The organism is Levilactobacillus tongjiangensis (assembly GCF_003946345.1).
Taxonomy (GTDB): Bacteria; Bacillota; Bacilli; order Lactobacillales; family Lactobacillaceae; genus Levilactobacillus; species Levilactobacillus tongjiangensis.
Genome location: NZ_RHNY01000006.1, coordinates 39046 through 52441 on the forward strand (window position 1 = coordinate 39046; position 13396 = coordinate 52441).

14 protein-coding genes are annotated in these 13396 nt (G+C 48.6%); 13 read left to right on the plus strand and 1 reads right to left on the minus strand.

Going from position 1 to position 13396, the window contains the following annotated elements; all coding sequences use genetic code 11:
• The first annotated feature begins 30 nt into the window (after nucleotides 1-30).
• From EKM75_RS04630 to EKM75_RS04675, 10 genes are all read left to right on the plus strand, one after another.
• Nucleotides 31-471, plus strand: a complete 441-nt coding sequence (locus tag EKM75_RS04630) for an Asp23/Gls24 family envelope stress response protein (RefSeq protein WP_125683373.1) — start codon at nucleotides 31-33, stop codon at nucleotides 469-471.
• Nucleotides 471-902, plus strand: coding sequence for a transcription antitermination factor NusB (gene nusB / locus EKM75_RS04635; RefSeq protein ID WP_125683375.1), 432 nt, complete (start codon nucleotides 471-473; stop codon nucleotides 900-902). The genes EKM75_RS04630 and nusB overlap by 1 nt, the downstream gene beginning before the upstream one ends.
• Before the next feature lie 723 nt (nucleotides 903-1625).
• The gene (gene folD / locus EKM75_RS04640) at nucleotides 1626-2477 is read left to right on the plus strand and encodes a bifunctional methylenetetrahydrofolate dehydrogenase/methenyltetrahydrofolate cyclohydrolase FolD (protein WP_125692507.1); all 852 of its coding nucleotides are present in this window, start codon (nucleotides 1626-1628) and stop codon (nucleotides 2475-2477) included.
• Between the two features lies 1 nt (nucleotide 2478).
• Nucleotides 2479-3831: an exodeoxyribonuclease VII large subunit gene (gene xseA / locus EKM75_RS04645; protein ID WP_125692509.1), complete on the plus strand. Its 1353-nt coding sequence runs from the start codon at nucleotides 2479-2481 to the stop codon at nucleotides 3829-3831.
• On the plus strand, nucleotides 3824-4072 hold the full coding sequence (locus EKM75_RS04650) for an exodeoxyribonuclease VII small subunit (RefSeq protein ID WP_125692511.1): 249 nt from the start codon (nucleotides 3824-3826) through the stop codon (nucleotides 4070-4072). The genes xseA and EKM75_RS04650 overlap by 8 nt, the downstream gene beginning before the upstream one ends.
• A complete protein-coding gene (locus tag EKM75_RS04655; protein WP_125692513.1) occupies nucleotides 4062-4970 on the plus strand; it encodes a polyprenyl synthetase family protein in 909 nt (302 codons plus the stop codon). Before EKM75_RS04650 ends, EKM75_RS04655 begins: the two co-directional genes overlap by 11 nt.
• The gene (locus EKM75_RS04660) at nucleotides 4967-5782 is read left to right on the plus strand and encodes a TlyA family RNA methyltransferase (protein WP_125692516.1); all 816 of its coding nucleotides are present in this window, start codon (nucleotides 4967-4969) and stop codon (nucleotides 5780-5782) included. Before EKM75_RS04655 ends, EKM75_RS04660 begins: the two co-directional genes overlap by 4 nt.
• A 92-nt stretch (nucleotides 5783-5874) precedes the next feature.
• Nucleotides 5875-6330 (plus strand): arginine repressor, encoded by a 456-nt coding sequence (locus tag EKM75_RS04665; protein WP_125692518.1) that lies wholly within the window; start codon nucleotides 5875-5877, stop codon nucleotides 6328-6330.
• Nucleotides 6331-6407: 77 nt separating this feature from the next.
• Nucleotides 6408-8135: a DNA repair protein RecN gene (gene recN, locus EKM75_RS04670; RefSeq protein WP_125692520.1), complete on the plus strand. Its 1728-nt coding sequence runs from the start codon at nucleotides 6408-6410 to the stop codon at nucleotides 8133-8135.
• 198 nt (nucleotides 8136-8333) lie between these two features.
• Nucleotides 8334-10541, plus strand: a complete 2208-nt coding sequence (locus tag EKM75_RS04675) for a SpaA isopeptide-forming pilin-related protein (RefSeq protein ID WP_125692522.1) — start codon at nucleotides 8334-8336, stop codon at nucleotides 10539-10541.
• Between the two features lie 122 nt (nucleotides 10542-10663).
• Here the strand turns inward: EKM75_RS04675 and EKM75_RS04680 are convergent, their stop codons facing one another.
• Nucleotides 10664-10990 (minus strand): hypothetical protein, encoded by a 327-nt coding sequence (locus tag EKM75_RS04680; protein ID WP_125692524.1) that lies wholly within the window; start codon nucleotides 10988-10990, stop codon nucleotides 10664-10666.
• A 280-nt stretch (nucleotides 10991-11270) separates the two neighbouring features.
• Here EKM75_RS04680 and gmk point away from each other — a divergent pair, with 280 nt between their 5' ends.
• The 3 genes from gmk (at nucleotide 11271) to coaBC (ending at nucleotide 13396) form a co-directional block, all read left to right on the plus strand.
• Nucleotides 11271-11885, plus strand: a complete 615-nt coding sequence (gene gmk, locus EKM75_RS04685; protein WP_125684060.1) for a guanylate kinase — start codon at nucleotides 11271-11273, stop codon at nucleotides 11883-11885.
• Between the two features lie 3 nt (nucleotides 11886-11888).
• Nucleotides 11889-12104 (plus strand): DNA-directed RNA polymerase subunit omega, encoded by a 216-nt coding sequence (gene rpoZ, locus EKM75_RS04690; protein ID WP_061776946.1) that lies wholly within the window; start codon nucleotides 11889-11891, stop codon nucleotides 12102-12104.
• An 80-nt stretch (nucleotides 12105-12184) separates the two neighbouring features.
• Nucleotides 12185-13396 (plus strand): bifunctional phosphopantothenoylcysteine decarboxylase/phosphopantothenate--cysteine ligase CoaBC, encoded by a 1212-nt coding sequence (coaBC, locus tag EKM75_RS04695; RefSeq protein ID WP_125692526.1) that lies wholly within the window; start codon nucleotides 12185-12187, stop codon nucleotides 13394-13396.

A 13396-nucleotide genomic window follows, 5' to 3' on the forward strand; every position in this document is an offset into this window, starting at 1 on the left:
CACGTTTAATCAGTAAGGGAGGGTCAACGAATGGCAGAAGATACTAATATTATTTTAGAATCCAAGGAACCTGCTTTGGGCAAGATCGAAGTGGCACCGCAAGTCCTCGAAATCATCGTCGGCATCGCGGCTAGTCAAACTGAAGGGGTCGCTCGGATGCGAGGTTCTCTGGCAAACAGCGTCACCGAATTATTTGGTCGCAAGGAGCAACATGGCAAGGGCGTTAAGTTAGTCTTTGACGGCGACGAATTGGCGGTCGATGTCTACGTTTACTTGAATTACGGGGTAGCGGTTCCCAAGGTTGCCTTGGCCATTCAAGATAGCGTGAAGCAACAATTGTTGTTCATGACGGACCTCGATTTACGTGAAGTTAACGTTCACGTGGAAGGCGTCATTCCCGAAAAGACGGCGCAACAGGTCGATCCAGATAACCTGTTCAACCAGACCGATGAAGGAGACAGTGACCAATAGTGACACTTACACGACATCAAATTCGGGAACGCGCGTTTCAAATGCTTTTTGCCTTGAACGCCAATCCCGATGCCGATCATGATGCGTTGTTTCAACGTGTTTTGACGGATGACCCGAACCAACTCGTTCCAGTGCCAGATTACTTACAGACTCTGGTAGACGGCGTTTTAGCGAGCCAAAGTGATTTGGATGCGCAAATCGACCAATACTTGAGTACTGGGTGGCAATTAAAGCGAATCGCCAAGACTGACTTGGTGATCTTGCGGTTGGCATTTTACGAAATCGATGACGTGGAAGAAGTTCCTAACCGTGTAGCCGTTAACGAAGCCTTGGAATTAGCCAAGAAGTTTAGTGACGACCGGTCCCGTCGGTTCATCAACGGTGTGTTAGCACATACGTTAGATGGCGACGACGCGAATACAGAATCCTAGTCATTTAAATAAACGAGGACCCGCTGGCAATTTAGCCGGTGGGTCCTCGTTTTTTATTTCCCGCCTTACCGCCCGCCAGATATGGGCTGAAACGGTGCAGACGCAACTTGAAACCTCGAAAGAAGTGAGTTTTCAGGCATGGTCTTCAGCTAAGCCAATTTGGAAGAACATCTACTGACCAAGCAGAACGATACGCCTGAGTCCACGTCTGGCAGTCCCTTGGCTTATACAGTATTTTGCTAGAGCTGTCTGCTATCGGTTAGACCGTTACGCATGGTTCCAGTAAACTCTGTTAGCAAGAAATATATTACACCACAATCAGAGCCGGAGGAGGCCAGAGATGTCGCCAGCCGTGAAAGTGGTGTTTGCTGGTGATTTTCCAACTTACAGCACGGGCGACTTTGAAGACACGGGTTTTTCGTGGCTTCAAAGCGAGCGAGAAGACTGGTATTCTTCCAGTCTGAAGCGTCCTCACAGCAGGCGACATCTCTGGCCTCCGGAGTGCGACTAATTAGGTCAAGGCTTAGAAATCAGGTTCATTGGACTGGTCAGATTCACGGAGACTATTCTGAATGGAAATGAGTAGGTAACTTATTTGACCGGTTGGAGAACATCCGATTGGTTAAACTAAAAGTGCGACCTGAACTGAGGTGTTCGGTCCCGTTTTGCTGGCGAATATGCTAAAATAATAGGTAACTTTAAATTTTGGGGAGGACGAGCTTCATGACGACCATCATCGATGGCAAGCAACTTGCTAAGGAAGTTAACGCAAAGACTAAGGAACGGGTATCCGCACTGAAAGAACGTGGACGCGTTCCTGGGCTCGTGGTGATCATCGTGGGGGATGATCCAGCCAGTGCCATTTATGTGCGTAACAAGCACCGTAAGGCAACACAATTGGGTATCAACTCTATTGTGCGGGAACTCCCCGCAACGGTTAGTCAGGAAGAACTGTTGGCCATCGTTGAAACCTACAACGTGGATCCTAGCGTTCACGGAATTTTGGTGCAATCTCCGTTACCAGTGGGATTGGATGAACAGGCTATTGTAGCGGCTATCGATCCGGCTAAGGATGTTGATGGGTTCCACCCCTTGAACGTGGGGCGGCTGTTTGCTAATCTGCCCGGGAATCATCCGGTTTCGTGCACCCCGCGGGGCATCATGACGATGCTGCATTCTTTACCTGTCCACTTACGAGGCAAACACGCGGTGGTGGTTGGTCGGAGTATGATCGTTGGCCGGCCAATGGCAGCAATGCTGTTGAATGCCGACATGACGGTTAGTGTGGCCCATATTTATACGAAGAATTTAAGCGAATTGACCCGGACCGCCGATGTTTTAGTCGTTGCGACCGGTGTTGCACATCTGATCAAAGAAAAAGATGTAAAGCCTGGTGCCATCGTCATTGACGTGGGAATGGACCGCGACGAAAACGGCAAACTGACCGGAGATGTCGATTTTGATGGCGTTGCGGAGAAAACTGCAGCCATTACGCCGGTACCCGGTGGTGTTGGGCCGATGACGATTGCCACCTTGATGGAACAAACTGTTGATTTATGTGAGTGGAGTGAATAACTTGGCGACAAATGATTATCTGACGGTCACGGCGCTGACACAGTATCTAAAGCGTAAGTTTGACGTGGATCCATACTTGGGCAAGGTCTATCTGACGGGGGAAATTTCTAACTTTCGTCTGCGACCACATGCACATCAATATTTCAGTCTCAAGGATGACCACGCAAAAATCAGTGCCATCATGTTTAAATCAGCCTTTGAAAAATTAAAATTTACGCCTGAAGTTGGGATGAAGGTCCTCGTGACCGGGCGAATTTCCCTGTATGAACCCAGTGGGAGTTATCAAATCTACGTGGAACGCATGGAGCCAGATGGTATTGGCCAGCTCTATCAGGCGTACGAACAGTTGAAGAAAAAACTGGCTGCGGAGGGCTTGTTTGATGCGCCCAAGCGGCCATTACCGCGTTTTCCAAAACGAATTGCCGTGGTAACGAGTCCTAGCGGTGCCGTTATCCGTGATATTATTACGACTGCGCGTCGGCGTTACCCGATTGCCCAAATTGTGCTGTATCCGGCGGTAGTTCAGGGTGACGCTGCGGCGCCCGACATCGTTCGCCAAATTCAACGTGCGAACGCGGCGGGAAACTTTGACACGCTGATTATTGGTCGGGGTGGTGGATCGATTGAGGACCTCTGGCCATTTAACGAAGAGAGTGTGGCTCGAGCGATTGCTGCCAGTGAACTCCCAGTGATTTCGTCCGTTGGTCATGAAACTGATACGACGATTGCTGACCTGGTGGCCGATGTACGCGCAGCTACGCCAACGGCTGCGGCGGAGTTAGCGGTTCCGGTCTTGAACGATGAACTGCTTAAGCTCCAGCAAGAGCGCACGCGGCTCTACAATGCGATGAGTAACCGCCTTAATTTCCAACGTGAACGGTTAAAAAAACTTATGACCGCGTACGTTTTTCGGCAGCCACAGCGGTTATACGAGACCTATTTGCAACGACTCGACCGAGCTCAGCAGGGATTAACGCGTAACCTGCAAACCACGTTGCGCCAACAGAGCCAGCGTTTTCAGTTGGCTAAGCAGGGATTGGTCAGCCAGTCGCCATTGGAACGGGTTCACCGTGATCAACTAACGGTGAACCAGACTAGTGCGCGGTTAAATACGGAAGTCAAACGGTATTTGGCGACGAAACAAGAACGCGTTGCACAGTTAATTAATGGGTTAGACTACCTAAGTCCCTTAAAAATTATGGGGCGTGGCTATAGTTACGTGACGCAGGACAATCACGTTGTACGTCAGGTCAGTGCCTTGAAACCGGCTAAAGCGACCATTCACCTGAGTGATGGGACCGCTGAAGCCAACATTACGGCAATTAAACCAGCATCGGAGGATACACATGAGTGAAGATAAGAAACCAACCTTTGAAGAAAATTTAACGACCCTGGAAACCATTGTTTCTCAACTCGAACAAGGCGATATTCCTTTGGAACAAGCTTTAGATCAATTCCAAAAGGGCGTTGCGCTCAGTAAAGACCTACAGGCGACACTGCAGGACGCCGAGAAAACATTGACGACTATGATGAATGATTCAGACCAAGAAGTGGCCTTTGAGGCGCCACAAGGGGGCACGGGTGATGCCGATTGATGCGCAGTTAAAAGAATTCGAAACGACCTGGGTCCCACAATTGAACGCGCCCTTGGCGGCAGCGATTGCTGCGGATAGTGGGGATGCACGTTTGGCTGAAGCTATGCAGTATTCAGTTTTGGCTGGCGGCAAGCGGCTGCGGCCCTTACTGACCGTGGCGACCATGCAGGCGCGTGGCGTCTCTTTTGATTCTGAGCGGCACTGGCGACCGGTGATGGCCTTAGAACTTTTGCACACTTATTCACTGATCCATGACGATTTACCGGCCATGGACAATGATGATTTGCGTCGGGGTGAACCCACTAATCACGTTAAATTTGGCGCGGGGATGGCCACCTTAGCTGGCGACGGCTTGCTGACGTTGGCTTTTCAGTGGCTAACGGCAACGGATTTGCCAGCGCAGACCCAAGCGGCTTTGACCCTGGCGCTCGCCCAGGCGGCGGGGCCTCACGGCATGGTCGCAGGTCAAGCGAAGGACATTCAGTCTGAACACGTGGATCTGCCATTGGCACGATTACGAGTTCTGCATAAAGAAAAGACTGGCGCGTTGCTGCATTTCGCAGTTCAGGCTGGTTTGATTCTGAGTGAAACACCGCAAAATCAATGGGAACCTTACCTTCAATTTGCGGACGCCTTTGGACTGGCGTTTCAAATTTATGATGATATTTTGGATGTGGTCAGTACGCCACAAGAGTTGGGTAAGGCAACGCAGAAGGATGCCGGTGAAGCCAAGAATACGTATCCAGGTAAGCTTGGGCTGCAAGGGGCCAACCAAGCCCTGATCGACACGATTCAGGTCGGTCAAACGGCTTTACGGGCGTTGCCAGCTAGTGCTGCCCGGAATCAATTGGCCGCATTCTTTAGTTACTTTGACACGAAACGGGTGGAAAATAGATGAAAAAGAAACGCGTCGCTGACCTCTTAGTTGAACAGGGCCTTTACACCTCATTGGATGAGGCAAAACGCGCCGTAATGGCGGGTGAGATCCTGGGGACCAACGAAGAGCGACTGGATAAACCGGGCTCAATGATTCCGGCAGATACCGAGCTCCATTTAAAGGGCCATCCGCTCCCATACGTTTCACGGGGCGGATTTAAACTGGCTAAGGCGCTTGAAAGCTTTAACATTAGCGTTCAAGATCGCACCGTCTTGGACATTGGGTCTTCAACCGGTGGGTTTACGGATGTCATGCTGCAAAATGGGGCCAAACTTAGCTATGCGCTGGATGTTGGTAGTAATCAATTAGTTTGGAAACTACGGCAGGACCCCCGCGTCATTGTGATGGAACATACCAACTTCCGTTACAGTAAGTTAGCCGACTTCACACAGGGACAACCGACGTTTGCGTCAATTGACGTGTCATTTATTTCATTACGACTGATTCTACCGCCATTGAAGGGCATTCTGCCTGAGAATGGGGAAGTGGTTGCCCTGATAAAACCGCAATTTGAAGCGGATCGGGAAGACGTCGGTCAGCATGGTATCGTTCGAGAACGGCGAGTCCATGAATCCGTGGTAACCGGGATTTTGGATTTTGCGTTGGCCACTGGTTATAGTGTCTTAGGACTTGATTTCTCGCCAATTCGTGGTGGTGAGGGAAATATTGAGTTTTTAGTCCACTTACAGTCAGTTGATAAACATGCAGTTGTTGCAAGTTCTGTCTCAGTGGAACATACTATTGACAATGCTTATAAAGGCCTAAATCAGTAGATTATGAGAAAATTATGAGAATATGCTTTCCAAATACTTAGGTCTGGTATATGATAAGATTATGCATTTTTATCACATAAGGGGGGCTAGGTATGAAGAAGCAAGAACGTCAGCAATTACTTAAGCGGCTACTGACGACCCGAGAAATTGAACGACAAGAGGATTTTGTGCGGCTGTTAGCTGAAGACGAGATTCACGTGACGCAGGCCACCATCTCACGGGACATTAAGGAAATGCAGTTGGTCAAGTTACCAGCTGATTCTGGTGGTTACCGGTATAGTTTACCCGTGCAAAAGAAAATCGATACGCAAAAGAAATTGCAGCGAACCTTGCAGAACGCCTATATTTCCTTTGCGGTGCAAGATCAATTTACGATTTTAAAGGTTTTGCCAGGTAACGGCCCCGTGATTGCTTCGTTGCTGGATCAGATGCGGTATGACTTTGTATTTGGTACGGTGGGCGATGACAGTTCCGTTTTGACGGTGTGCGTCAACCATCAAGGCGCCCTACAACTAGAAAAAACGATTGACCGCATGCTTGCGGATTAAGACACCGACCACGATTGACTCACCAGCATTAGCGCTGACGAAGCAGCGGTGGTCGTTTTATTTTAGGAGGCCAAAACGTGTTACAGGAGCTTTCAATTAAAAATTTTGCGATTATTGACCAGTTGGACGTTGCCTTTAAGAAAGGCATGACTGTTCTGACCGGGGAAACCGGTGCTGGGAAGTCCATTATCATTGATGCAGTGGGCTTATTGGCCGGGGGCCGCGGCTCAGCCAACTTTGTGCGGACGGGGACCGATAAGGCCATCATCCAGGGGAGCTTTTCGTTTCCACATGGTGGGGCCACCTATCGCGTTTTAGACGATTTGGGAATTGATCACGATGATGGAAGCGTCATTTTGCAGCGTGAAATTCATCAAAATGGTCGCAATACCTGTCGGGTCAATGGGATGTTGGTTAACACCAATACTTTGAAACGGATTGGCGAAACGGCGGTCGACATTCACGGGCAAAACGAGCACCAGGAACTCATGCAACCAGAAAAACATCTGGGGATGCTCGATGAGTTTGCCGGGGATAAGATTGCTGACTTACGCCAGCGCTATCAAAAGACCTATCAACGTTATGTACAGGTTCAAGCTACGTTGGAAAATAAGCGGACTAACGAAAAGGAATGGGCCCAGCATCTCGATATGTTGAAGTTTCAGGTCAATGAAATCGAATCAGCTAATCTACAGGCGGGTGAAGAGACGGAGCTAATTGCGGAGCGGGATCGCCTGGATAATTTCCAGAAGATCAACGACGGCCTACAGCGGACACAGCTCCTGTTGTCGGGGGAGGATACGACTCCCGGAGCGAATGATCAAATCAGTAGTGCCATGCAGGCTATGCAGGCCATTGCGGACTTTGATCCCGCCTTTAAGCAGATTGCTAGTAGCTTAGAGACGGCCTACTATGCCCTAAATGACGCCGTGGGGGACGTCTCCTCTCAACTGGATCTGTTGGAATGGGACGAGGGTCGTTTGGATGAAATTGAACGTCGTTTGGACGTCATTAACCAACTGAAGCGTAAGTACGGTGATTCTGAAGAACAAGTGTTGAGCTACTTTGATAAGATTTCTGTAGAACTGAAACAGATGCAATCCACCGATGAGCAGGCCGACGATTTAGAAGGTCAGGTTGCTGAACAGCGGTCGGCCCTGTTACAGATTGGCGAACAGCTCAGTAAGGCCCGGAAACAAGCCGCTACCAAGTTAGAAGCCGCTATTCACGGTGAATTGGCGGACCTCTACATGGATAAGACGGTTTTTGCCGTGCATTTTACACGGTCCAAGGGCCAACCGATTTTAAGTACAGGACTGGATCACGTGGAATTTTATCTACGGACCAACCCTGGCGAGGCTATGCGGCCGTTAGCTAAGATTGCTTCCGGTGGGGAGCTTTCCCGAATCATGCTAGCGCTTAAGACGATTTTCTCCGAATCGCAGGGCGTGACGTCGATTATCTTTGATGAGGTCGATACCGGAGTCAGTGGCCGAGTTGCTCAGGCAATCGCCGAAAAAATCAGTGGTATTGCCCGGGCGTCACAGGTGCTCTGTATCACGCATTTGCCACAGGTGGCGGCGATGGCCGATCACCACTACTTCATTGCGAAGAAAATTGTGGGTGAGCGGACCGAAACGAGCCTAACTCGTTTGGGAGATAAGGCACGGGTCGATGAAATTGCCCGGATGTCTGCCGGCACTCAGGTAACGAAGCTAGCGTTGGAACATGCTAGTGAACTGCTGGGATTGGCAGATGAGGCTAAGACTAAACGAAATAAACAGAAAACAAAGCACGTAAATTAGCTGTTCAATGAATGGTTCAGTGGTATGAAAGTTAATTGTGAGACTGGGTAACCAGTCTTTTTTAATGCTGTCATTCACACGGGCAGTAGTTAATTTGGAGATTAGTTCAGGTTACTATTAAATTTATATTTAATTTATACCACTTTTTGGATTATACTTAAGTTAATTAAAGTAACAAACCGGAAGAGGTGTGGCATCATGGGAAAGAAATTGGCAGCATGGAGTTTGGGGTTTTTAGTTACTTTTATAGTTTTATTTGGTTTTCAGGGGTCTGCGTCGGCAGACAGTATTGACGGTCAGGTGCAGGGGTTAGATGCACCTAGCAAAATTATGGAACAAACTGGTGATAGTAATACCTACACGGAAGTGCCAAAGGATTCACCACTGCTTTCTGGTCAGAGCTATCAATTGTATTATGATTGGACAGTGACGAATGGGACCAATATTAAAGATGGTGACACAGCAACCGTTACTTTGCCGACAACAGCTGGTCATGGGCCAATCGGTTTTGATGTTAAGACTGGTGACCAGTCAGCGACAACTATTGGTAGTTTTTCGATTGACGCTGATGCTACAACGGGGGAAATCACCTTTAATGATAAGCTCGCTAACGTGAATACCTATAATAAGGGAACGATGAAAATTAACGCGACCGGGAACGCTACGGACACTTCTGGTGGTGGAAATGACTATGTGATTGCCAAGAACGGTTGGGTTCAAAAGGATGATTATGATGCTAATAAGATTCCGACCCGAGTTGTTTGGCAGATTGTTTTTAATCCCAAAGAAGAAAATATGGGGACGGTGACGTTAACGGATGATCTCGGTGGCTATCAGAGCTTTGATAGTGAACATGGTGTTACGGCAAATGATGAAGACGGGACTAAACTAACGCCAACCGTCGAGGTGACCGGGTCACAAATAAAGATGGTGTTTAAAAACGTCACCAAGAAAGTCACTCTGTCTTACTACGCCAAGGTTGATTCTAGTAGCTTGACTGGACAAACGGCTGGCTACTTTGGGAATTATGTAGGCTTGGAAGCCGAAGACGGTGAAACGGGAAGTGCCGGAACTGGTTCTGGTTCCGGTTCAAATCCAGCCACGCCGAATATAACGGCTGATACCCATAAGGACGCTCCGTGGGGCGGTAGCGCAGAAATTGATGTGACGTACATTGGCAGTGTGACGTTGACTAAGAAGGACGCGACTACGGGCAGTCTTTTACCTGGTGCAACTTATACACTCCAGAAGAAGAACAGTGATGGCTTGTTTACTGATTATCAGACCCATTTGGTCACCGATTCAAAGGGACAAATTAATAGTACGTCCTTGGAAGTTGGTGACTATCAGTTTGTTGAAACGGCGGCACCTAAAGGCTATCAAATAAATCCAGCAACAGTTCCATTTAGTATTGGACCACAAAACACAGATTCACACGTGGATGTATCGCAGACAGATACCCAAGGTTCCGTAACTTTGACCAAGATAGACAAGGATTCTGGCGAGAAGTTAAAGGGTGCCGTGTTCCAATTGGCTGATAAGGATGGCAATGCCATTGGTACCAATACTTATACAACCGGGGATGACGGGACGTTTACTGTGAATGGTCTGGCACCAGGGACGTATGAGTTCGTTGAAACGGCGGCACCAACTGGGTATAAGGTTGGTGAGCCTAAGCAATTTACAATTGAAGATACACAAGCAGCTGTACCTGCAGCTGTGGCCGTCACGCAGGAAGATGTATTGAGTTCAAGTTCAAGTTCAAGTTCAAGTTCAAGCTCAGACTCAAGTTCCAGTTCAGATTCCAATTCAGGTTCTGAATCTGATTCAAGTTCAAGTTCAAGTTCTAGTGCAAGTTCTAGTGCAAGTTCGGACTCAAGTTCCAGTTCAGATTCCAATTCAGGTTCTGGCTCCGATTCAAGTTCTGGTTCAAGCTCGGGCTCAAATTCCAGTTCAGATTCCAATTCTGGTTCCAATTCAGGTTCTAGTTCTGGTTCAAGCTCAGGCTCAAATTCCGGATCAAATTCTGGTTCAGATTCTAAATCCAGTTCACACTCGGGGTCAGATTCCAGTTCGGATTCTAACTCTGGTTCTAGCAGCAACTCGACATCATCAAGTGGTGGCAATCATTCCAAAATTAGTGTGACGCCCAGTGTTTCAACTAGTTCTTCCAGTACATCATCTACCAGTTCTTCCGACAACAGTGGTATGACCGGTGCAACCGCAACACCAAGTGCTAGTTCATCATCCAAGCATCCTGTTGGGGATGGGAATCTTATCTCAGCAGCCAAGCATCTATTACCACAGACTAGTGAAGCCAAGAGCATCTTTGCCGTTTTAGGCGGTGTCCTTTTACTCGGTTTTGGCCTTAGTTTCTGGCAATGGCGGCGTGAACGACGCAACTAAATAACGGTTAATTTGAAATCAGTTGGGCCGATAGCCTAGCTGGTTTTTGTGTCAACAGCCGTTAAGAGACAAAAAACGACCACGGTAGAAATAGCTTTCTATCGTGGTCGTTAGTGACTAGCTTATTTAACGCGTTGGACTGACCGGAGCAGGTTTTCTGCCACTATGGTGGTCAACTGTTGGGTTTGCTTTAAAATGAGGTGACCAGCGGTGTCTTGCTTCAAATGGCCAATGGCCGTAGCAGGGGCAGTGTCTGGTGCGCTCTTAAATTGTAATCGGACTAAGTAGTGGCGGTCGAGTGCCTGCTGAATAAAGTAGCTGAGTTGAGTTACGGGCATCTGGGGCTGAACGACTTCACCGTCAATGACGGGAAGACTACTGAACAGTTCCTTGTAAACCGTGGCGACCCGATCAGACAGGGCGGCACCGGTTGCGTTTAAATTTTGCATGCTGATCACCTCGAACATTTGTTTGTATTTATATTATACGAACACACGTTTGAAATAGCAAGTCTTTTTGTTCTCTTTCAAATAATTTGTGTGATTTACGACTTTTTTCGAGAAACTAAGACCGAATGTCCCTTTTCAACGCTGAATAGTGGTAATATAGTATCCTATAGATTATAGTTCAAGTCAGGTAATTCTGGCTTTAAACGGGTCGGTAAGCCTGAGTCGACGATTAAGGCTTACGTTCCCATAAATAAATATTTATTGAAGGGATTTTTAAACGATGGCTAAACGTGGAATGCTCATTGTTCTCTCCGGTCCTTCCGGAGTCGGCAAAGGAACCGTTCGCAAGGCGTTATTTGAGACCGGTGCGACAGACTTTTCTTACTCCATTTCGATGACGACTCGTCAACCGCGAGAGGGCGAAGTCAATGGCGTCGATTATTACTTTGTCTCCAAGGAAGAATTTGAGGAGAATATTCGTAATGGTGAGATGCTGGAGTACGCCAAGTATGTTGACAACTACTATGGTACCCCGTTAAAATATGTAAATGAGACCCTAGACCAGGGAAAAGATGTTTTCTTGGAAATTGAAGTCAATGGTGCCATGCAGGTTCGCGCAAACTGTCCAGACGCAGTCTTCGTGTTCTTGACGCCACCAGACTTAATGGAACTGAAGCATCGCCTGATTGGTCGGGGAACGGACGCCATGGACGTCATTAACAAGCGAATCAAGAAGGCCGTTGGTGAGATTCGGATGATGCGCAACTACGATTACGCCGTGGTAAACGACGAGGTCACGAAGGCGGTCGACCGGATTCAGATGATTATTCGGAGCGAACGGTTACGGGTAACCCGGGTCATGCCGGATTACGAACAAATGATTGGAGACGAATAAAAAATGCTACTCTATCCCTCAGTTGATGATTTATTAGCACAAGTGGATTCACGGTATTCTTTGATTATGCTGGCTAGCAAGCGGGCACACGAATTAGACGCCGGTGCTAAGCCACTTTTGACCGACTACAAGTCGCCTAAGACGATTGGCCGGGCCCTTGAAGAAATTGCGGCCGGAGCTTTAATGATTGATCCGGACGAAAAGGATCTGGACGCCTAGTTTTGGCGCTTCAGTAAGAACCAGGTTGCCGTTTGGTAATCTGGCTTTTTTTATCATAAAACGTTTAATGGAGGGGAACCATGTTTGAAGAAAAGCACATTACGTTAACCGTTGGTGGCAGCGTTGCGAGTTATAAGGCCGCCACACTTGCAAGAGACTTACAACGCGCTGGTGCCGACGTCCGCGTTGTTTTAACGGCCGCCGCTGCCAAGTTTATTACCGCGGCAACTTTTGCGGCACTCACTAAGCATCCGGTGCTAACTGAAACTGGTTGGTGGCAGGCCGATGGTAACATCGACCACATTGAACTGGCCGACTGGACTGACCTGGCGATTGTAGCCCCCGCTTCAGCCAATCTTATGGCGCAACTGGCTAACGGACTAGCCGATGACGCAGCGAGTGCCACTTGGTTAGCGACGGCGGCGCCTAAAGTCGTGGTTCCCGCCATGAACAGCCATATGTGGCAGGCACCAGCCACCCAGCGTAACTATCACCAGCTACAGGCCGATGGCGTGCACGTTTTGACGCCCGCTACCGGTGCCTTGGCCGAGGGATATTCTGGTCAAGGTCGGTTTCTAGAGCCCGCCGACATTGTGACCCAAGTTGATGGCCTGGCCCTGTTCGGGGAACAGACCTTAGCTGGTAAATCAGTCATCGTCACGGCTGGGGGGACGCGAGAACGTTTAGATCCTGTTCGCTTCCTAACCAACGATTCTTCCGGTAAAATGGGGTATGCCGTGGCTAATGCCGCTCGACAAGCCGGGGCAACGGTGACGTTGATCACCGCACCGACTAACTTAACGGCGCCGGCTGGGGTGACCGTTGTACCGATTCAGAGTACCACAGACCTGTCCAACGCCGTGTTGGAACGTTTCCCTAAGGCAGATGCGCTAGTCATGGCGGCGGCTGTTGCAGACTTTCAACCTGAAACGACTGCTGATCAGAAAATCAAAAAGACGCCAGCTAATGACGAATTGATCTTAAAATTAAAGAAAACACCAGATATTTTAAAACAGGTCGCTGGTATTAAGCGGCCCGACCAAGTGACCATCGGTTTTGCGGCTGAAACGCAAAATCTGTTGGCTAACGGTCAAAAGAAACTGGCTAGCAAGTCCTTAGACCTGTTGGCTGCTAACGACGTCTCCCGGAAGGACATTGGCTTTAACGGAGATGACAATCAGGTCACCTTCATTTCACCAGATGGTAGCACGGATCAGACGCCTAAGGCCAGCAAGGCCATTATCGCAACGGCCCTCGTGGACCGCTTAGCGCAATTATTAGTGAAGAAGTGA